This window comes from Rhodoflexus sp. (assembly GCF_053489755.1).
Map to the genome: position 1 here is coordinate 26,862 of NZ_JBRCHD010000045.1, position 20,655 is coordinate 47,516.

Annotated in this window: 15 protein-coding genes; 9 read left to right on the forward strand and 6 right to left on the reverse strand. The window is 48.2% G+C overall.

Features of this window, described 5'->3' with window-relative positions:
- Positions 1-49 precede the first annotated feature (49 nt).
- Both ACWIP2_RS09980 and ACWIP2_RS09985 read right to left on the reverse strand, forming a co-directional pair.
- Complete coding sequence (locus ACWIP2_RS09980; RefSeq protein ID WP_448519784.1) at positions 50-547, reverse strand: MarR family winged helix-turn-helix transcriptional regulator; 498 nt, start codon at positions 545-547, stop codon at positions 50-52.
- 15 nt (positions 548-562) lie between these two features.
- Positions 563-1,828 (reverse strand): MFS transporter, encoded by a 1,266-nt coding sequence (locus ACWIP2_RS09985; RefSeq protein ID WP_448519785.1) that lies wholly within the window; start codon positions 1,826-1,828, stop codon positions 563-565.
- Positions 1,829-2,354: 526 nt separating this feature from the next.
- On the opposite strand from ACWIP2_RS09985, the gene ACWIP2_RS09990 reads away from it, so the two are divergent.
- The 4 genes from ACWIP2_RS09990 to ACWIP2_RS10005 all read left to right on the forward strand — a co-directional run bounded on the left by ACWIP2_RS09990 (position 2,355) and on the right by ACWIP2_RS10005 (position 5,047).
- Positions 2,355-2,837, forward strand: a complete 483-nt coding sequence (locus ACWIP2_RS09990) for an Mpo1 family 2-hydroxy fatty acid dioxygenase (protein WP_448519786.1) — start codon at positions 2,355-2,357, stop codon at positions 2,835-2,837.
- Positions 2,838-3,309: 472 nt separating this feature from the next.
- A complete protein-coding gene (locus tag ACWIP2_RS09995; protein WP_448519787.1) occupies positions 3,310-3,624 on the forward strand; it encodes a hypothetical protein in 315 nt (104 codons plus the stop codon).
- Positions 3,609-4,550, forward strand: a complete 942-nt coding sequence (locus tag ACWIP2_RS10000) for an ROK family protein (RefSeq protein WP_448519788.1) — start codon at positions 3,609-3,611, stop codon at positions 4,548-4,550. Before ACWIP2_RS09995 ends, ACWIP2_RS10000 begins: the two co-directional genes overlap by 16 nt.
- A gap of 77 nt (positions 4,551-4,627) precedes the next feature.
- A complete protein-coding gene (locus ACWIP2_RS10005; RefSeq protein WP_448519789.1) occupies positions 4,628-5,047 on the forward strand; it encodes a response regulator in 420 nt (139 codons plus the stop codon).
- Between the two features lie 23 nt (positions 5,048-5,070).
- Here ACWIP2_RS10005 and ruvB read toward each other — a convergent pair whose 3' ends face one another.
- Complete coding sequence (gene ruvB / locus ACWIP2_RS10010; RefSeq protein WP_448519790.1) at positions 5,071-6,099, reverse strand: Holliday junction branch migration DNA helicase RuvB; 1,029 nt, start codon at positions 6,097-6,099, stop codon at positions 5,071-5,073.
- A gap of 53 nt (positions 6,100-6,152) precedes the next feature.
- On the opposite strand from ruvB, the gene ACWIP2_RS10015 reads away from it, so the two are divergent.
- From ACWIP2_RS10015 to ACWIP2_RS10035, 5 genes are all read left to right on the forward strand, one after another.
- Entirely contained in the window at positions 6,153-6,833 is a 681-nt protein-coding gene (locus ACWIP2_RS10015) for a hypothetical protein (RefSeq protein ID WP_448519791.1), read from the forward strand.
- 39 nt (positions 6,834-6,872) lie between these two features.
- A complete protein-coding gene (locus tag ACWIP2_RS10020) occupies positions 6,873-8,345 on the forward strand; it encodes a toxin-antitoxin system YwqK family antitoxin (protein WP_448519792.1) in 1,473 nt (490 codons plus the stop codon).
- Positions 8,346-8,376: 31 nt separating this feature from the next.
- Positions 8,377-9,480 (forward strand): oxygenase MpaB family protein, encoded by a 1,104-nt coding sequence (locus tag ACWIP2_RS10025; protein ID WP_448519793.1) that lies wholly within the window; start codon positions 8,377-8,379, stop codon positions 9,478-9,480.
- A 77-nt stretch (positions 9,481-9,557) separates the two neighbouring features.
- Positions 9,558-10,508 (forward strand): calcium/sodium antiporter, encoded by a 951-nt coding sequence (locus tag ACWIP2_RS10030; RefSeq protein WP_448519794.1) that lies wholly within the window; start codon positions 9,558-9,560, stop codon positions 10,506-10,508.
- An 11-nt stretch (positions 10,509-10,519) separates the two neighbouring features.
- Positions 10,520-14,839: a DUF7948 domain-containing protein gene (locus tag ACWIP2_RS10035; protein WP_448519795.1), complete on the forward strand. Its 4,320-nt coding sequence runs from the start codon at positions 10,520-10,522 to the stop codon at positions 14,837-14,839.
- 131 nt (positions 14,840-14,970) lie between these two features.
- On the opposite strand, the gene ACWIP2_RS10040 is transcribed toward ACWIP2_RS10035, so the two are convergent.
- The 3 genes from ACWIP2_RS10040 to ACWIP2_RS10050 all read right to left on the reverse strand — a co-directional run bounded on the left by ACWIP2_RS10040 (position 14,971) and on the right by ACWIP2_RS10050 (position 20,647).
- A complete protein-coding gene (locus ACWIP2_RS10040) occupies positions 14,971-16,962 on the reverse strand; it encodes an OstA-like protein (RefSeq protein ID WP_448519796.1) in 1,992 nt (663 codons plus the stop codon).
- A 238-nt stretch (positions 16,963-17,200) separates the two neighbouring features.
- Complete coding sequence (gene recA / locus ACWIP2_RS10045; RefSeq protein ID WP_448519797.1) at positions 17,201-18,250, reverse strand: recombinase RecA; 1,050 nt, start codon at positions 18,248-18,250, stop codon at positions 17,201-17,203.
- A gap of 84 nt (positions 18,251-18,334) precedes the next feature.
- Positions 18,335-20,647, reverse strand: a complete 2,313-nt coding sequence (locus ACWIP2_RS10050) for a tetratricopeptide repeat protein (protein ID WP_448519798.1) — start codon at positions 20,645-20,647, stop codon at positions 18,335-18,337.
- Between the last annotated feature and the right edge of the window lie 8 nt (positions 20,648-20,655).

The following is a 20,655-nucleotide window of genomic DNA, read 5'->3' on the forward strand; positions in this document are numbered from 1 at the left end:
AACAGGCAAAGGCACACGAAAAATATACGCTTGGGTAAAATTCAGATAATCAGGCATTTGCACGCTTGAGTATTTGCAGCAGATCTTCGAGGCTGTGGAGTATTTCCTGTAACTTTTCCTGCGACATATGCGAAAACAGCGCAATGTTTGCCCTGCGCCTAAAAGGTTCTATGCGTTTTAAGATCTGTACACCGCGCGGGGTGAGTCTGAGGATTTTGCGGCGGCGGTCTGTCTCGTCGAGTGTCTGTTCTACCAGTCCTTTAGCTGTGAGCAGGTTCAAAATGTTGGTAATATTCGGACGCGATACGTTCAGCGCCTCAGCAATGTCGGATGCGAGCATACCTGCATTGTGTTGAAAGTGCTTGTCGGCAGAGTATTGCTTACCAATATAAGGAATGTTAGGGTCGCCGTAGATATACAGCATGATGATCCACTGCTGTGTAGTAATACCTACCAGTTCGCTAATAACATCTCCCCGACGGTTGAGCGCGGCTGCAAGTTCCAGAATAGTCAGGACTAATTTTTCTTCATTAGCAGGACTTTGCATGTTCAGTTTAGGGAATTAAGTTGAAAGAGTTGCTGATTTTATTTGCGGTTTTTTCATAAATTGCAACAAAAGTACGCAAATGCAAGCAAAAATGCAAAGTAATATCATCGTATCAAATGCCTTTAGGTAGCTACCGTCAGTTTTGCGCATAGATCCGAGTATAATAATGCCCATACTTCCTGCTAAAGTATCTATCATTGTAAAAATTCCCAGAATTTTACCATAAGAACGTCCATTGTACAGTTCGGCAACTACGATCTGAATCATGGTAAAAGCGCCGCTGAACGCGATGCCATATACAAGGGCGTAGATATACATCATAGGAGTAGGCAGATCGGGTAAATAGCGCAAAAGCACCGTACCTATCAACAAGTTTACAATTGATATCAGCATGATAATCAACTTATTGTAGCGATCGCCCAACCATCCGAAGAGCAACTTGCCAACGATGCTGCACAGGAAGAAGAGCGATGTAACATTAGTAACGATTTCTTTTGTCTGATTAAGGTCTTTTTCGATGAACAGTACCTGATGATTGACGACACCTGTAATGCAGAACCAGAGCGTAGCCGTAGCTACCAACAACAGGTAGAAATAAGGCGTGCGTACGGCTTGTGCTAAGGTAATGTCTGTGCCGACAGAAGAGGCTCGGTGATTGTCTGTATCAAAAGATGCAGCCGATTCGCCGTCGGGCATGAGTCCCATATCGGCGGGGCGGTTGCGTACCAGCAGCAAGAGCGGCAGCAGCATGCCCACTATGGCACAGCCCAGCAAGATCCACGCGGCATTGCGCCAGCCTAAAGTTGCAATTCCCCAGCCTGCAATTTTATTGAACAACGCACCGCCAAAACTTGAACCCATTAGGAAAATACCAACCGCCAAACCGCGATACTTGACAAACCATTGCGTAATCAGGTACATGCTCGTAACGATACCCGCTAACGTCAGCGCAAAAGCGTAGAGTACATAAATACCCTGAATCTGAATAAATGAGGTGGCGCTTGCAAATCCTGCCAGTGCGAGCAGCATTACCACTGCACCGGAAAGCATGATCATTTTGGGTGAATATTTATCTAACAGCACCCCTACAAAAGCCGCCAGCAAAGACACCATCAGGTACATCAACTGCGCAGGCTTCGAGATCTGCTGATTATCCAACTGAAACTCATCCAGCAACTGCGGAGAAAAAAGTGGCATGGTATTCAACAAAATGCCATTGGTAACCATGTAAATCAACACGAGGGCGAGCAGCACCCACCAGCCATAGAAGACGTTTTTCATTTCCAGATTTGCTAAACCAACCAATAGTTAATTAGATTAAGCAAAATACACTTTCTTTTTCGAATGCGCAAAGCAAACGACTGATGGATGATTACTTGGCTGAGTCAGCATAATTCCGGCATCGTCCTATAACCTTTGCTTACAGAATTTTTCAAAGTAATTTTTACGCATTTACCTACAGCATGTGATACGTGATTCATGCAGACAAGCATATCCCCTTCTCTGATCATTGAACTGATTTACCCATTGTGCAGTTCATCATGGTATATTTGTGTTCTGTAAGGAGCAAAAGCGATTTCTTTAACCAATGCAAATCCAAAGTCAGCCGCCTTCCGCCAATACTCCACTTAAGCAATTGACCTATCAACTTATTGATAAATAACTCGCGTTGTTTGATGAAAAAAACTCGCCATTTTTGCTTAACTTTAAGTATGACACTGATACAAAATAAAACAAGCCATCACGATCACCAACTAAAAGATCTGATGTAAATTAGTCAAACTGATTTCTAAGCCACCAAGTGAATATGAAAACAATGCAACAATGGTTTGATGAGTACGGTGAAAGTCATCAAAACAGTTTCAACAAGATGATGCACTGGATTTGTGTGCCTTCTATTTTTTTTAGCGTAATCGGGCTGCTGTGGAGTATTCCAAGCGAATTTTTGAGCAGTTTATTTCCTGCGACTATTGCACCTTACGTCAACTTTGCGACGATCGTACTGTTGCTGGGGCTGATTTTTTACCTGCGCCTCTCGCTAAGTATGTTTATCGGGATGTTGTTTGTTTCGCTCGTTGTGGTGCTGGGCATACAAGCCTTAGAAGCCGCAAACATTGCTCCGCTATGGATGATTTCATTAGGTATTTTTGTCATCGCATGGATCGGTCAATTTTGGGGGCACAAAGTAGAAGGCAAAAAGCCCTCTTTTTTCAAAGACTTGCAGTTCCTGCTGATCGGCCCTGCTTGGCTACTAAGTTTCATTTACAATAAAATAGGTCTAAAATACTAAAGGCATATTTTGCAACTGTGAACAAAAAACTATGAGCGTTGCGCCGGACAGCACCTGCTGTCGTTCGATGTATTTCGCGGTATTATCTGCGCATGCTGGGTGTTTTGCAGCGCGTCGCTATTTGTTACCTTGTTGCTTCGGTGCTTTTTCTGTATCTAAAACCTTCACAGCTATATCGCCTTGGCGCGGCCTTGCTGCCGGGCTATTGGGGACTGATGCTGGGGGTAGGAGGCTGTCTAAAAAGGCTGAGTGTAGCACAGACTTTAGTTTTTAACTATTTGATTATCAAGCGATTAATAAATCGCAGACTAAAGTCCGTGCTACTTTTTGGACAGATTTAGATTGGACAGATTTAGACTCTCAGACAGGTAATCTGGCAGCTTATGTGGATCGGCTGGTGCTTGCCCAAGATCATCTCCGGGCGGATGCACAAGGCGCGATCCCAAAGGTATTCTGAGTACCTTGTCTGCACTTGTTATCACAACTAATTGATCAGCGTGAGCATCGCGGCTGGGCATTTCTGTTTCAGGCATACAGAGTCAATGCTATTGTCGTTTTCGTACTCAGCGGGCTGCCTGCCAAAACTTTTGGCTTATTCAAAATTGAGCGTGAAAATGGCAAAATCGCCATTAACACACTTTTATACTTATTTTACGGCAAATTTCTGCGTCCAAAAAAATGCCTCGCTGGCTTATGCACTTACGTGGTTGAGTGCGTGGTACTTAGCCTTGCTGTGGATGTTCAGAAAAACTATCATCATCAAAGTTTGAAATGGCACAAGACCTGATTTGGGGATTCGATCTGGGCGGCACTAAGATAGAAGGTATCGTATTGCGTTCGCCTAATGCAAACGACGTAATTGCCCGCTTGCGCATTGACACCGAGGCCGACAAAGGCTATGAACACGTACTTAGCCAGATTGGTAAATTATGCAATCAATTGGCTGCGGCAGCAGGCAGCCAGCCTCGCCAAATTGGCATTGGCACTCCGGGCAGTATCAGCCCTACTACAGGACTGATACGCAACAGCAATACGCTTTGCCTCAATGGTAAAATGCTTCATAAAGATCTTGAGCAGTTGCTGCAAGTGCCTGTACGTATTGCCAATGATGCCAATTGCTTCGCGCTGGCAGAGGCAACACTCGGCATCGTCCCCGAAAAACTTACTCGGTTTGAGTCTGTTTTTGGCGTAATTATGGGTACAGGTGCAGGCGGTGGCGTGGTTTTTAGCAGTCCTTCAGGCGAAATATTTGTCGTCAATGGCAAGCAAGGCATCAGCGGCGAATGGGGCCACAATTTCCTCGATGAAAGCGGAGGAGCTTGCTATTGCGGCAAAACAGGCTGCGTAGAAACGATCCTTTCAGGCACAGGGCTGCAAAAATACTACATGCAGATCAGCGGCAAAAAAGATAGTCTGAAAAACATCTACCAGCGCTACAAAGACGGCAGCGACCTACATGCAACAGCAACAATCGAACGTCTGATTTATTTTTTCGGTAAGGCAATAGCCAATGTTATCAACATATTAGATCCCGATGCTATTATTTTAGGCGGCGGTGTGGGTAACATTACCGAACTTTGCACACAGGGCGCGGCAGCAGCTAAGAAATACATTTTTAGCGATAGGCCCGAAGTTTTATTACTTCAACCTAAACTTGGCGACAGTGCCGGAGTTTTTGGAGCAGCCATGCTTTCCCTTTTAAATAACAATTGACTTTTAGTGTGAAGTTACTCAAAAAGAGTATATTTGTTTTACTATCGTACGAAAAGCCAAACGAGACAACAACTATTATGAATTACAGCAATATTAACTTAGTGATGCTTGTGGATGATAGCGACACTGATAATTTCATCAGCCGCCGCATCATTGAGATAACTAAATTTGCCCCCAAAATAGAAGTCAAGAATTCTGGTAAATCGGCTCTGGAATACTTAGAACAGGCACAACACAACCCTGCAATGCTCCCCGACCTGATTTTTTTAGACATCAACATGCCAATTGTGGACGGCTTCAGTTTTCTGTTTGAATTTAGCCGTTTTCCTGAAAGTATAAAAGAGAAATGCAAAATAGTGGTGCTTTCAAGTTCAGATAACAAACGGGACATCGAACGCATCATCAGCGAGAAATATGTCATTACCTTCATCACCAAACCCCTAACCGACGAGGCGCTTAAAAAAGTGAAAGAAAAACTCAATGGATATTCCCGATAAGTAATTTTTGCTGCGTCAATCCATTAGTCAGCAAATAAAGTTCCTGCCTGTGTTGGCGGCACAATTTTTAGATGCTTGTATGCAAGCGGCGTGGCTTCCCTGCCTCTGGAAGTCCTTTTGAGATACCCTTCCTGAATCAGAAAAGGCTCGTACACTTCTTCGATCGTTTCTGCCTCTTCGCCGCAGGCCGTTGCGATGGTAGAGATGCCTACGGGCCCACCTTTGAACTTATCAATAATGGTCAGTAGAATGCGATTGTCCATTTCGTCCAGTCCGTTTTGATCTACGTCTAATGCAGCCAGCGCCATTTCGGCAATTGCTACGGTTATCGTACCTGTTCCCTTCACCTGCGCAAAATCGCGTGTGCGGCGCAGCAAATTGTTGGCAATACGCGGCGTGCCACGGCTGCGGCGTGCAATTTCATAGGCTGCGGCATCTTCTATGGGTGTTTGCAGGATCTTACAAGAGCGCTTTACGATGCTCGTCAGCAGTTCGGCATTGTAATATTCTAAGCGGGCATTAATTCCAAAACGCGCCCGCAGCGGCGAGGTAAGCAAACCTGCACGGGTAGTAGCGCCAATGAGCGTAAAAGGATTCAGCCCAATCTGAATGGAACGCGCCGAAGGCCCAGCATCGAGCATGATGTCAATCTTGTAATCCTCCATTGCCGAATATAAGTATTCCTCTACGACCGGATTGAGGCGGTGGATCTCATCAATAAATAATACATCTCTCGGCTCCAGATTGGTGAGTAACCCTGCCAGATCGCTGGGCTTGTCTAATACAGGCCCCGAAGTAATTTTGATGCTACTGCGCAACTCATTAGCTATAATGTTAGAGAGAGTCGTTTTACCCAGTCCGGGGGGGCCATGTAAGAGTACATGGTCAAGCGCTTCGCCGCGCATTTTGGCAGCTTCAACAAAAATCTTTAGATTCTGGACAATTTTGTCCTGTCCGGCAAAATCGTCGAATGAAAGCGGACGCAGAGCGCGTTCTATTTCTTTCTCTTCCGGATTGTCAGCAGGTTCGCCGCTGAGATAATCTTTGCGCATAACCCAACAATTTGTGCAAAGTTATATATTTAATAATTGAAACACTGCCTCATATGCGTTTATTGAAGCGCCCCTATTTCTGGATTGTCTTACTGGCCGCATGTTGCGGGGGCGTATTGCTGTACATCGCCTTACAGCCAAGTCCACTTCAATCCAATCAACAGGCAGCAGCAGTAGCCTTTGCCCTTAGGAAAGTAGATACCAACTACGGGACACAGGTAGATGCCCTATCCGTCAAGTTGGGGCTGCCTGCCAATTACATTAAGGCGCTGATTTTGCTGGAATGCTCTGCCAATGATCCACCCGGCAGCCGCTACGAAGCACAAGTTTTTGAGAAATTACAGGCTGTTCAGCGGGGCGAAATAGCTGCCTACAGCGGCATCAGGCAGGAACACCTGCGAGGAAAAAGCCGCACAACCCTGCAACAGTTTGCCACCTCTTGGGGACCGCTGCAAATTATGGGCTATCACTCTATACATCTTGGCATTCATATTGATGAACTAAAGGGCGATAAGAGTTTGTATCACGGCATGAAGTGGGTCAAGCAAAACTACGGACACTTGCTCAAAAAGAAAGCCTATCAGGATGCGTTCCATTTTCACAATACAGGCAAGTTGTATCCTAAATTTGGCCCTCCGCTTACCTACGACCGCTACTACGTCGGTAACGGATTGCTGTACATGCAAAAACTGGCACAACGAAAACATTTACCTAAAAGAGACCCTATGGAGTGATCGTTACGCTGATCATCATTTTTATCTCACATCTGCTCTATGAACCATCGGAGGCTGATAGTATGTATGTTGCTTTATGTAGCCGCAACTTACACCATTCAGGCACAAAATCTGCAAAAAATTATCACCTATTTCGATTCGGTAGATACTGCTGTAAAGGAAGAGTATTTTATCAAAAACGACAACGGCAGGGATGTCATGCACGGGCCTTACAAGAGCTACTACAAAAGTGGCAGACTCAAAACCACAGGGCAGTTTGAAGAGGGCAATATGGTCGGTAAGTACGTGCGCTACTACGAGTCGGGCGATCTGGAGGCAAACGGTACGTTTGTCGACGGTAAGCGCGAAGGTATTTTCACTGAATATTATCCCACAGGACAAAAAAAACTGGAATACGAATGCCGAGACGACAAGCGTCAAGGCGAACTTGTCGTTTATGACTTGCAAGGGCGTATTTTGCAGCGCGGCAAATTTGTTAACGATGCCTTGCAAGACACATTTTACACCTACTTTGCCAATGGAAAAATCAAATCTAAAGTAGTATTTGAGCGCGACTCGCTGCACGGGCCTGCCATCGAGTACTACGAAAACGGACATCCCAAAGAAATAGCCAACTACCGCAGACACCAGCAACACGGCAAGCTGACCACTTATTATGACAATGGCAATCCGCAAAGCGAGGTTTATTATATCAACGGACAAATTTCAGGAGATACGATTCGCTCATTTTTCCGCAACGGACAGTTGCAAACCGAAATTTTGCGCGACAGCGAGCGCTATAGCATTTTTAGGAAATTCAGCCCCAACGGACAGAAAACCATTGAAGGGCGCGTGATCATGCGACAAAAAGGACTGCTCGAAAGCCAAAGCGCGTCTATGACGGCTATTCTTGGCGCTGTACTGCATGGTACGGTGAAAAGCTATTACGACAATGGTGTGATCCGAAGTGTACTCAACTACCAGCGCGGCAAATTACAAGGTACCAACGAGTACTACTACGAAAACGGCAAACTCAAAGAGCGCATTATTTACCGCAACAACGAGCAGGACAGAAAAATCAAATCTTTCTACGACAACGGCAATCCGCATACTGTACAGGAATTTGTTGCCAATAAGCCCGTAGGCACTTGGGAATATTACCACAGCAACGGGCAGTTGCGCCGCCGCGAAAAATACGTAGATAACCGCATAGACGGGCCACGCCCTTCTTGGCACAGCAACGGCAAATTAGCCGCAGAAGAATTTTTTGTAAAAGGTATCATGCAAAACTGGCAGAAATACTACCACGAAAATGGCAATATAGCCTCTGAACAAATGTATCGCCATGGCAGGATTAACGGCGATGTAAAAAACTACCACACTAACGGCAAAATTGCCTCTTACGGCAAACAACTCGGCGATATGAAAGTAGGCAAATGGGTGTATTACGACGAGCAAGGCAAGTTGCTGAAAGTAGAGACTTGGCGCAAAGGCGAACTTATTTCTACTACTACACCGCCTGTGAAAAACTAAACAAACGGCAGCGACAGATCGTTTAAGCAGTGTGCTAACAATTCAAAGGCTTTCCAATCCGCGTGTAGATGACTGGCTGGCGGCTATGCGGCAAACAGCCGATCAGCCCGCAGATGCGTTTATTGCCCTCTTGCTGGAGGACAATCCTAAAGAGGCTTTAGCTACTCTCCATCGTTGGGCAGACGAACGCGATACGCCACTGCCCCTGATGCTCTATCCGGAACATCCGTTTTGGCTGCACTACGCACAAATGCCCGACTGGGCCAATGATCAACAAATCCGCACAGGGCGCAACTTCTTCAAGCAGCACGCCGAAGATGTCATGCTGCTGCTTGGCTTTTTATCGCTGCCCTACTGCTATGCTGCTGCCGACGGCGCGAAGGTGCTTTACCGCTCGCAACGCATCATAGAAGATACCCGCCGCAGGCTGGCAGAAACTGCACAATTCGTGCTCGCTGCGCACAACGAGGATATATTTTCGCTGGCGCAGCCCGCTATCCCGCAGCCGATGCGTATGCTCATTACAGTGCGGCTGATGCACGCCGCCGTGCGCTACCATATCCGCCGCTCCGGCAAATGGAACAACCGCCTCTGGGGTGTGCCTATCAATCAAGAAGATATGGCAGGTACGAATCTGGCTTTTTCGTTCATCGTCATACAAGGACTGCGCAAAATAGGCCATGCAGTTGCGTATGAACAGGCTGCCGGATTTATTCACCTCTGGAATGTAATCGGACACTTCCTCGGAGTACAAGAGCAACTGCTCCCTACCGACGAGCGAACAGCTGCCCGCTTAGAACAAGCCATTGCCAAAAGGCAGTTTAAACCTTCGCCCGAAGGCACGGCACTTACACGAGCACTTATCGAAAGCATCGAACAAAACGTGAATGCATCCGTGCTGATGCGGCTGAAAGGCTTTGTGCCTTCCTATATGCGTTTCTTACTGGGCGATGCCGTTGCAGACCTGCTGGAGATACCGCGCGCCACTTTGCCCAATTCGGTTTTTGGCATGTACAAAATCAAAAGTTTGTTTCAGAGCATAGACAAAAGCAACGCAGAAACAGGCAATTTTCAAGGGCTGCTGCAACGCATCTATGGCAAATTGACGTATCGGATACCGGAGCGACTTCCCTAAAAACAGCTGACACAAGTATAGCATAACAAAATAACGAGCGAAAGCAATTAACTTAGCTTGTTATTCATGGCAAACATATGATTTATCTGCTGTTTATCGTAGGGATATTCCTATTGATTCTTGGTGCCGACCATTTAGTGGAAGGCGCGTCGTCACTGGCAAAGCGCTTCAATGTTTCAGACCTGCTCATCGGACTGACGATTGTGGCGCTTGGTACTTCCGCTCCTGAAATGATCGTCAATCTGACCGCAAGTACGCAGGGTAGTACCGATATGGCAATAGGCAACGCAATAGGCAGCAATATTTTCAACGTGATGGTTATTCTGGGGCTTTCGGCAATTTTACATCCCATCAACGTAAAGCACAATACACTCTGGAAAGAAATACCGCTCAATCTGCTGGCGGCGCTCGTTGTGTGGTTCGTTGCCAACGACGCGTTTTTCAACGGAGATGCTTCGTCAGTTATTTCCCGCTCCGATGGGCTGATCCTGTTGTGTTTTTTTGTTATTTTTATGTATTACGTTACTGATGTAGCCAAAGCAGATCAAGAAAGCAGCCCTCCAATTGCAGTCATGTCGCTCGGAAAATCAATTATTTACATCGTAGTAGGCATTGTCGGTCTGGTAGTTGGTGGTCGCTGGATTGTTGAAGGCGGTGTCGAAATGGCAAAGGCTTTTGAGATCAGCGAAGCAGTAATTGGGCTGACGATTATCTCGGCGGGTACTTCGCTGCCCGAACTGGCTACTTCCGCAGTAGCTGCCTTCAAGAAAAACTCCGACATTGCTATTGGCAACGTAGTCGGCTCGAATATTATGAACATTTTCCTCGTTCTGGGAGCAAGTGCTGTTACTACGCCACTCTCCTTTAATCCTGCCATGAACACAGAACTCCTGATGAATATTGGCATCAGCATCGCCATGTTTATTTTCCTGTTCACAGGCAAAGGCAGGCGCATTGACCGCTGGGAAGGCGTATTATTACTGGCTATCTATATTTCATACATCGCATACCTGATTTATCAACAATAAAACCATTGCCAATGAAAAGATTATGCCTTTTATGGTTCACCTTGTCGGGGATAGTCGGCAGCCTCTATGCTAACGGCGGATTCGGCAAACGACTGCAGCAGGCAGAACATGCCTACCAGTTCACAGAAAACAAAGGACAGTGGGATCCGCAGATCCGCTATCGGGCAGACATTCCTGCGGGTTTTTTCTTTTTGATGAAAAGCGGTATTCACTATGGATTTTATGATCAGCAGCGCGTCAATGATCTGAAACACGGCAGAAACTTAGACAACGGATCGCTTATTTCTCAGATTTCGCGCACTGAACAAACCGCACCATTTCAGGACAGAACCGTTCGTGGACACGGAGTGCGCGTTCACTTCGTAAATGCGAATCCCGAGCCGCAGATAAGTGCATCGCTGCCTGCCGGAGCGCCGCAAAATTACTTTATCGGCTCAGATGAAAGCCGCTGGGCAAGCGATATACGCTCTTATGCCGAAGTGCGCTATTCGCAGATCTATCAGGGCATTGACCTGCGTGTTTTTACGCAGAATATGGCACTGAAATACGAGTTTGAAGTAGCTCCCCGCAGCAACCCGATGCAGATTGCCCTGCGCTACGAGGGCGCAACCGATCTCAAATTAGAAACTAATGGCAATCTGACCGTTACTTCTACGCTGCAAACCATCACGGAATACAAACCCTATACGTTTCAAATCATCAACGGCGAACAGGTAGAAGTGCCTTCGCGCTTTGTTTTGGACGGCAACTTGCTCAAGTTTGATTTCCCGCAAGGCTACGACCCCGCCTACGAACTTGTGATAGATCCGCAGTTAGTCTTTTCCACTTATTCAGGTTCGGTCAGCGACCACTGGGGCAACTGCGCCACCTTCGACGAGGCAGGCAATACCTACACAGGCGGCACTATCTTCGGCAGGAACTTCCCTGTTACTGTCGGCGCGTTTCAACTGCAATTCAACGCTTTGGTAGATGTTGCTATCCAGAAATTCAGCCCCGATGGGCGCGTACTATTGGCTTCAACCTTTCTGGGCGGCGGTAATACCGAAATTCCGCACAGTATGATTATCAATAATCGCAATCAGTTAGTGATTTTCGGTACGACAGGTTCTGCCAACTTTCCAACCACAATAGCTGCCTTTGACCGCACCTTCAACGGCGGGGTAGCACACGAACCAATCGGCGGGATACAATACCTCGCGGGCTCGGATATTTTTGTCAGCATCCTCAGCAATCAGGGCAACCAGTTGATCGCTTCTACCTACGTAGGAGGATCGGGTAACGATGGGGTCAATATGCGTGTCATCCAGGGAATTACCAACCTTTCCCCGCTGGTGCGCAACTACGGCGACGAATTGCGCGGCGAGGTGGTCGTAGATGCCAACGACAACATTTACATCGCTTCCTGTACGCGTTCTACCAACTTCCCTGTACGCAATGCGATTGCCAATACGCTCAATGGGGCGACTGATGCCGTCGTATTCCGCATGAATCCTACCTTAAGCACTTTGGATTGGAGTACCTATCTGGGCGGAAACGACTTTGATGCTGCCTACAGCCTGCGCGTTGCCTCGACGGGCGAAGTAATCGTCTGCGGGGGCACTACTAGTACCAGTTTCCCGATTACTCCCGGAGCGCTGATCAGTACCTATGCCGGAGCAACCGACGGGTTTGTAGTACGCCTTTCTGCTGCGGGCGCATTGTTGAACAGTACCTTTCTGGGTACTGCTGCATTCAATCAGGCGTATTTACTCGATCTGGACGGGAACAACAACGTTTATGTGTTCGGAACTACAGTAGGTGCGTACCCGATCACACCGGGCGTATTCAACAATCCAAGTAGCGGACAGTTTATTCACGCGCTGCCACCGACCCTCAACCGCACACTATTTTCGACTGTTATCGGCGCTTCGCGCGGCAGACCCGATATGTCGCCAACTGCCTTCTTAGTCAATGAATGCGGGAATATCTATCTGGCAGGATGGGGTGGGTTTACGAATAACTTCCCCCCCTACCCCGGTTCATTGCCCGGTCAGGCAACCTCTATTACGGGCATGCCTATTACACCTGATGCGATCAAAACATCTGCTTTTGCAGGCGATGACTTCTACATCGCCGTGCTAAGTACCAATGCCCGCTCATTGATCTACGGTACTTACATTGGCGGCAACAGTCTGGAAGACGGCGACCACGTGGACGGCGGCACCAGCCGTTTCGATAAAAACGGGGTTATCTACCACGCCGTTTGCGCCTGCCGGAGCAACACGTTTCCGGCAACACCCGGCGTCTGGGCAGTTGTCAATCGCGCAGCTACCCCAAGTGCCGAAAACCCCACAGGCGGCTGTAACAATGCTGCCTTTAAGATAGATATTGACGAACTGCGGGCAGCATTCATCACTACTGATGCGGCAGGCAATCTGACAAAGGAACTCTGCGCACCGGCAGACTTCCGATTTCCGAACCGCAGTGTCAATGCCACGCGTTTTAGCTGGGAAATCCGCGATCTGGCAACCAACCGCGTCATTTTCACCTCGCAGGTGCGCGATGCCCATTTTGTTTTTCCGACCGAAGGGCGCTATGCCATCAGACTCACCGCAGAGAACGACCTACTCTGCCGCCCTGCTACTGTTTTTGATACTGTTCGGGTACGTCCCGGACAGTTGCAACTGGCAGCGCCGCAACCGATCTGCCGAGGCGAAGCAGTGCAGTTGTCAGCCGATACCCGCGATCCGAGCAGCACCTACACATGGTCGCCTGCCGTAGGATTGAGCAACGCAAACATTGCCAATCCGATTGCGCGACCCACACAAACAACTACCTACCGCCTGCGCGCGACCAGCCCCACCGGATGTACTTACGACACCACAGTTACGGTTATAGTGCGCAATGTACAGGCAGACTTTACCGCGCAATTAGCCGACCCCTGCGATCCTGCAACACTGGTGCGCATCACCAATAATTCAGTCGGCGGCGAGCGCTTCGAGTGGGACTTTGGCGATGGCAGAACCTTCACGGGCAGACAGCCTGCTATCTTCCGGTATGAACGCCCCGGCACTTACCGCATCATACTCACCGTAACAGAAGCCAACTGCGTCAGTCGCGATACGGCAACTGTGCGGATCTCATCTGCCCTGACCGTCTCGCTCAGCGAGCCGCCTACCCTTTGCAGCGGGCAAAGCGTACAACTGACCGCTTCGGGAGGAACGCGCTATACATGGACACCTGCGACAGGGCTTAGCAACCCCAATATTGCCAACCCGATTGCTTCCCCGCAACAAACGACCCGCTACAACCTGCGCGTAGAAGCAGACGGCGGCTGCATCCGCGACACCTTCATCGTTGTAACGGTTGTACCACAGCCCATCGCACGGTTTACGAGTACCGTAGAAGGACAATGTGAGCCGAATCCACTGGTGCGCCTGACCAATACAGGCATCAACAACGGCGAAATTTACAGCTGGGACTTTGGCGACGGCAGAACCTTTGAAGGTTTCCAACCTCCTGCGCAACGCTATGCCGCCAACGGACGCTATTTAGTACGCCTGACGGTGCGCAACGGGCAGTGTATTGCACGAGACAGTGCTTTTGTAGATGTTAATGGATTCAATCCTGCACTTTTCCGCGCCGGCATCACACTCAGCCCTGATGTGGCTATTTGTTCCAACGATGCGGTGCAACTCAATGCTACGGGCGGCACGCGCTACCAGTGGAGTCCGGCTACGGGGCTAAGCAACCCCAATATCGCCAACCCAACAGCACGACCTGCACAGACCACCCGCTATCAGGTGCGCATCTTCGATGCAGGCGGCTGCTTTATAGACACTGCCCTAACCGTCGAAGTTTTTCAAGCAATTACAATTGATTTTGAAGCAGTTACCTCATCTGAATGCGGCAGCCCGGGCACACTCCAGCTGGTCAATCGCACCGCGAACGCTACCAATTTTGTATGGTCGCTGGGCAACGGGCAAACCTTTACCGGACGAACACCGGGAACGGTAACTTACCCGCGATCAGGCGTTTACAGTATTACGCTCACAGCAAGCAATCGCGCCTGCACCGCAACGCGCACGATTGAAGTCCCTGTGGAAAATATCTTGCCGCCAAACGTAATTACACCCAATAACGACGGCAGAAATGACGTATTCGTCATTAATAATATTCGGGACAATTGGAAATTACAAATCTTCAATCGCTGGAACAGACTGGTTTTCTCTTCGGATAACTATCGCAACGACTGGGGCGGCGAAGGCAGCAGCGGTACTTATTTCTACTTGCTCACCTCTCCGGAAGGGCGCACCTGTCGGGGCTGGGTACAGGTGATTACGGAACAGTAAGCAAGCATCTGTAGGTTATTAACATGAGTCATCCCGAATTTTTGAAACGCTCATTCCGTCTGTATCTGTTTCTACCGCAATTTTTAGGATGACTCATCTTTGCTTAGCATCTCTCTGGGCAAAGCAGATTCTTACCGAATAATATAGCTTTTCTGCCAGAGCGCCTGCTTCTTAGCGCCATATTGCCCGACTACTATGCGGGCAACTTCAAACTCAGGCAGCATCAAATCGTATTTAGCTGTTCCGTTTTGCAACTGATCGGGCGGGAAACGAAAGCCCAAATTCTGAAAACCTGCTTTCCGCAAATCAATCGGAAGATTATTTTTGTTCTTCGGATAAACGTGTACAAAAAACTCGGGCTTGATATCTGTCTCCGTAGCGCCGGGGCGATAGAAAATCAGCCGATCGTCTCTCAAAAAGACCTTGAAAAAATCGTCTATAATCATCAGCGCGCCTTTCAGGTCGCCGCTGCGGTATTGATTGGCAGCGTGAATGCCCAGTACAACACCTTTGGCGGGCTTTTCGCTACTGCGCCAACTGAAATCGTCCAGAAAGCGATTTTCGCGTTTGATCTCGTGAGGTGGAATAAACTTTCCTTCGGGCTGATTGATAAAAAGAATATTTTCCAACTGCGAGGAGTCGTTAAAACTGATAATCATATCGCTGCATTTGACGTAGTTCAGCCCCATGAGCAGCGTATCGCTTTCCAAAATGTGGTAGATACTTTCGCCGTTCCCGTTGACGAATACCTTTCTGAGATCGCCGTTTAAAAACTGCGCTTCTATGCTTTTCCCTCGCGTCTGATTAAAATTGAGAAGTGTGTCCCGCGAAATGATAAATGCCTTTTCCTGTAGGCTCATAGAGTCTATCTGGTTATTTTTCATGCGCACGTTGATATGTTTTGCAACCAACTGCGAGCCTTTAGACCAAATGATAGGATCGTAGTAGAAATAAATCGTAGAATCGCTCAGGTTATAGCCCAGCGAGTCGCATTTTGATTGAAAATCAGAGCGATAGATACGCACATTCCGATAGGCAGTCAGTTTTTTGATTTCGGGCAGCGAGTCAGCAAGAGCCGCTTCCTTGTAGGAAATAAGTGTATCGGCAGCAAGAAAAAGCGTATCGGTACTGTTTTTCTGCGGGCTGATGAGTACGGCATTGCCATATACCTGACTGGTTTCCAGTACACCATCGTAACGCGTAAAATCGCCAAGGATAAAGAAGTTGTCTTTTTTGTTGTAAAATTCTACATTTCCTTTGGCAAAGCCGCGCTCCATCACGCGGTCGTAGTCCAGCATGTCGCCGCTAATGGTGTATTCGTCAGTATCAATTTTAGTACGCCCTTTAAAATTAGACTTGCCAAGCACGGTATTGTATTCCCCCCTATCGGTAACAATATCGCCGTTGCGAGTTTTGATGCGTGTCCGCGAGTTGAAAAACACTATTTTCGAGCGGGCATTATAGGTAAGGGTATCGCCCGAAAGCTGCGTTTCGGGGCTTTCGTATTGTACATTCCCACGAAAATTGGCTACCTTAGTAATGGTATTGTAGTAGCCTACGCGGCTGGTGAGGCGCGAACTGTCGTCCTGAACAGTTCCGCCGCCACTGTAGTTGGCAATTTTGGTCGCCAGATTATAATCCAACCGATTAGTAGTAACGGTTTTGTCTTTATCGCGCAAAATAACATTGCCTCTCAGGCGAGCAATGCGCGTATTGCCGTCGTAGAAAAGTGAGTCGCCAACGGCAGTGGTGCTGTCCGAATCAATCAGAAAAACACGTCCGAATGCGTTCACTACATTGCGTTCGATATACTGAATGGCGCTGTCGCAGTACATCATTGCCCCTCCCTGCCGAAAGCCGACTTGTACCCGTGTGATGCTGTCCATCAGGACTTTACGCACATGTTCGCCTTTGATTACGTCGCCGATTAGGATGCCTGCTCCGGGAAGCAGTTCGACAGGAGGTTCTTTTTTGGCAGGCTGCTGTTTGGCACCTGCACTGCTTGCGTTTTGCGCGGGACGCTGCGCACGTGCATCGCCTGCACAAAAAAGCCACAAAAAAAAGAGCAACAGACCACAGAAGAGGTATGTAGCCAGCCTTGCACGCTGAGGAATCTGTATCATAGCTGCAAAGCTATTGAAAAAGCCCTGCCCTGCCTTTACAAGGGGGGCTTAAATAGTGTTAAGAGAGAACTTGTTGCCATGCTTTATCTGCCAACAGCATTGGCAGGATACCTTTATCAGTAGTATGACAATTGCCTTGTAACACGCTCTTCAGGATGCGCTACCATTTTATAGAGCTACTTAACAAAAAATAAATCCGACAAGGCTTGACGTAATGTCGGATTTATTTGCAAGTTTATTACTCGTCTGCTTCGCCGTTAGCACTGACTGCATCGGGTACAGGTAGCCCTTTTGCCATCGCACGGATTTTGGCTTCTATCTCATCGGCGAGTTCGGGGTTGTCTGCCAGCAGGTTTTTAACCGAGTCGCGTCCTTGTCCGAGTTTATTACCGTTGTAGGAGAACCAAGAGCCGGATTTTTTCACAATTTCCATTTCTGAAGCCAAATCAATGATTTCGCCTACTTTGGAAATGCCCTCGCCGTACATGATGTCGAACTCTGCCTGACGGAAGGGCGGGGAAACTTTATTTTTTACCACTTTAACGCGGGTGCGGTTGCCGATTACATTGTCAGCACCTTCTTTAATTGCACCAATGCGGCGGATATCTAAGCGAACAGATGCGTAATACTTCAGTGCATTACCGCCCGTAGTAGTTTCAGGGCTGCCAAACATTACACCGATCTTGTCGCGCAACTGGTTGATGAAGATGCAGCAACAGTTGGTTTTGCTGATCGTTCCGGTGAGTTTGCGGAGAGCCTGACTCATCAGACGCGCCTGCAAGCCCATTTTACTCTCGCCCATGTCGCCTTCCAACTCTGCTTTGGGTACAAGCGCTGCCACAGAGTCAATAACAATGATGTCAATTGCTCCAGAGCGGATCAGTTGTTCGGCCACTTCGAGCGCCTGTTCTCCATTGTCGGGTTGTGAAACGAGCAAATTATCCAGATCTACGCCGAGTTTTTCAGCATACGCCTTGTCAAAGGCATGTTCCGCATCTATGAAAGCTGCCAGACCGCCGGCTTTTTGTGCTTCTGCGATGCAGTGCAGGGTTAGAGTAGTTTTACCTGACGACTCCGGCCCATAGATTTCTACCACGCGCCCGCGAGGTAATCCACCGATCCCTAAGGCTATATCCAGCCCCAACGAACCTGTTGAAATGGCGGGAATGTCCTCCACCTTATCGCCGTTGAGTCGCATAACAGTGCCTTTGCCGTATGCTTTGTCTAACTTGGCAATGGTCAGCTCGAGCATCTTGAGCTTTTCCTGTTTTTCTTTATCTTCTGCCATGACTATGTTATTTCGAGATGTGAAGTTAATGGTTGCGCCTGTAATAAACAAGCGAAAATCAATAAATACTTACACCTTATAATATTAATTGATCTCTGATTCTAATCGCGCAATGCGGAAGCGTGCTTTGGCATAAAAGTTACCAAAAGGATACTTTCCAATGTATGCTTTATATGCCTCCAAAGTATCTTGCGAACTTGCTTTTTCCCAATCTAAGGCTTCCTGCATCCGTTCTTTCTCTTGCAAATCGGTAATTTGTTCGCGTGCCTGATCGGCATATTTCAGCTGGATGGAACGATTCAGGTAGTTCTGGTAGGCTTGTGAGGTATGCTCTGCCTGTGCTTCGCGCCAAAGTTCTTCCTCAAACTGCTCACCGCTGCTATCGCGAGGGGTTAGGTCGGTAGCTGGGGTTAGGAATGTCTGATCTACGAAGGTCGGCGTATCAGGTGATAATGACTCGGGCGGACGTTCGGTGTAGCCATTCATTGAAAAGAAGCCTGAGCTTTCGCTGTAAGGGGCTGTAGGTGTATCGCCTGTCTGAAACTCGGAGGCAGCATTGCGGATGCGGCTGATGCGATAGTATGCGTCTGCTATGTGTTCTGAATCTACTGTTTTGGAAATGTATTCCATGTAACCTTCAATGGTATCGGCAGCAAGCGCCCGGCTCCAGAGTGTTTCTTCGTCTAACTGTACCTCGGCAGCGCGTTGTGTTTCCTGTTGAGTTACTTCCGGAGGGGGCGTTGTGTGAATGGTTGCAGGAATAGATGCCTCTGTTTTTTCCTCAGGATTAAATACAGGAATTTGCTTTTCTGCCGGCGTATCAGCAGGCGGCGCAGAAGCGTAAACAGACTCCTGATGGAGGCTGAGCCAATAGTCTGCCTGATCAATAAATGCACCTTGCGGAAAGAGTGTGCGGTAGAGATTGATAGCTGCCCGCTGATTGCTTTGCAAGGCAGCATCCCAAACCATAGCATCGTATTTCTCCTGCATTTTTTGCGCAGTCTCCTGTTCTATGCGTGCAGTTAATTCTTTCTGTAACTGTGCAACGCGCTCGGCAACCTCTGTGTCTGCTTTCTGCCGAAGTTCGGCTTCAATGCGGGCACGGACATCTGCCTCTGCTTTTTGTTGCAAATAGACCAGCACATCCACATAACGCTGGCACTCTTGAGCGCGGCGTTCGGTTTTGGTATCGGTGTGAATGGTTAGCGCTTCTCTGTACGCCTCAAGGGCTTCTACAAACTCATAGCGGAAGTAATGGTTATCTGCCTTGTCTATCAGTTCGTGATAGCGGTGTTCGTTGGTACTGATCTGCAAGCGCTCAAGGTAGAAGGTATTGCCGGGATGATCACTGACCAATCGCGCATAGGCTGCCTTCGCCTGATCGTACTGCTGAAGCTCGAAGTAATGATTGGCAAGATCTGCTGTTGTGCGTTCTATTTTCTCAAGCAGAAACGACGCCGGAATCAGTCCGAGCGCAGTTTCGTAGGCGCGGCGGGCAAGCATATATTGCCTCTGTGCATAAAACTGCTCAGCTTCCTGATAGCGATGGATAAAGCGAATGTGCGTGCTTGTTTCGTCGTCGTTGGGATAAAGCCCCTGCGCTTGAGAGAATGCGGTAAGCGCAGCATCAAAATTTTGTTTATCGAAAGCGCGGCGAGCTTCAGCAAACAGCCGCCTGAATTCTTTGTAGCGCTGGTTGGCAGCAATTGTAAGACTAAGTGTATGCTTTTTGGCTGCCATGATAGGCTCGGGCTGGCGATGGCGTTGTGCTGTCTCGTTCAGTTCTTGACACAGATCTTCCAGCGTAAGGGCTTCCTGTGGTTTAGGCACACCTTCTTGTAAAATACGACTGATTTGCTGTCCAAGCGTTTCTCTACCTTCCAGCCAAGGTTGGGCAATCAGAAAGGATTTTTTCAGTTTGGCAGCGTGGCGGTGCAACTCTTCGCGCACAGCCTGCGCCATGTCTGCCGCATCACCTGAAAAATGACAATCCAGAATAAAAAGTTTGTGCGCACCCTCAGGCTCGCGGACAATGTCTGCCAGTTCCTGAATAGAAAGACCATTGACGTGAATCTGGGAAAGAGTAGAATGCGGCAGCGTGATATAGATCTGCCCGCGTCGCAATACTGCCGTGCCTGCTATGTAGATCAACAGCAGGTCGTTTGCTTGCTCGGCTGCCAGCGCTATCTGCTCCTTGACACTAATTACATCAGGATTGTTATTTAGCCACACAATACTATCAGTTGCCAGACCGACCATGAGTTGTTGCTCTACTGTCTGCCGCATAGCAGCGGCCGCCGACACTGCTGCGTTGTTTACGACAATATCGCCGTCTTTGGTGTACTGGCTGGTACTGAGCAATATGACCCTGCCACTCTGTAAGATTCCGGATTCCATCATTGATT

Bases quoted from the DNA above. Each gene is read 5' to 3' on its own strand.
- ACWIP2_RS10030 (WP_448519794.1), top strand. From the start codon at position 9,558: ATGATTTATCTGCTGTTTATCGTAGGGATATTCCTATTGATTCTTGGT.
- ACWIP2_RS10005 (WP_448519789.1), top strand. From the start codon at position 4,628: ATGAATTACAGCAATATTAACTTAGTGATGCTTGTGGATGATAGCGAC.
- ACWIP2_RS10015 (WP_448519791.1), top strand. From the start codon at position 6,153: ATGCGTTTATTGAAGCGCCCCTATTTCTGGATTGTCTTACTGGCCGCA.
- ACWIP2_RS09985 (WP_448519785.1), bottom strand. From the start codon at position 1,828: ATGAAAAACGTCTTCTATGGCTGGTGGGTGCTGCTCGCCCTCGTGTTG.
- ACWIP2_RS10000 (WP_448519788.1), top strand. From the start codon at position 3,609: ATGGCACAAGACCTGATTTGGGGATTCGATCTGGGCGGCACTAAGATA.
- recA (WP_448519797.1), bottom strand. From the start codon at position 18,250: ATGGCAGAAGATAAAGAAAAACAGGAAAAGCTCAAGATGCTCGAGCTG.
- ACWIP2_RS10020 (WP_448519792.1), top strand. From the start codon at position 6,873: ATGAACCATCGGAGGCTGATAGTATGTATGTTGCTTTATGTAGCCGCA.
- ACWIP2_RS10050 (WP_448519798.1), bottom strand. From the start codon at position 20,647: ATGGAATCCGGAATCTTACAGAGTGGCAGGGTCATATTGCTCAGTACC.
- ACWIP2_RS09980 (WP_448519784.1), bottom strand. From the start codon at position 547: ATGCAAAGTCCTGCTAATGAAGAAAAATTAGTCCTGACTATTCTGGAA.
- ruvB (WP_448519790.1), bottom strand. From the start codon at position 6,099: ATGCGCAAAGATTATCTCAGCGGCGAACCTGCTGACAATCCGGAAGAG.
- ACWIP2_RS10040 (WP_448519796.1), bottom strand. From the start codon at position 16,962: ATGATACAGATTCCTCAGCGTGCAAGGCTGGCTACATACCTCTTCTGT.
- ACWIP2_RS10035 (WP_448519795.1), top strand. From the start codon at position 10,520: ATGAAAAGATTATGCCTTTTATGGTTCACCTTGTCGGGGATAGTCGGC.
- ACWIP2_RS09990 (WP_448519786.1), top strand. From the start codon at position 2,355: ATGAAAACAATGCAACAATGGTTTGATGAGTACGGTGAAAGTCATCAA.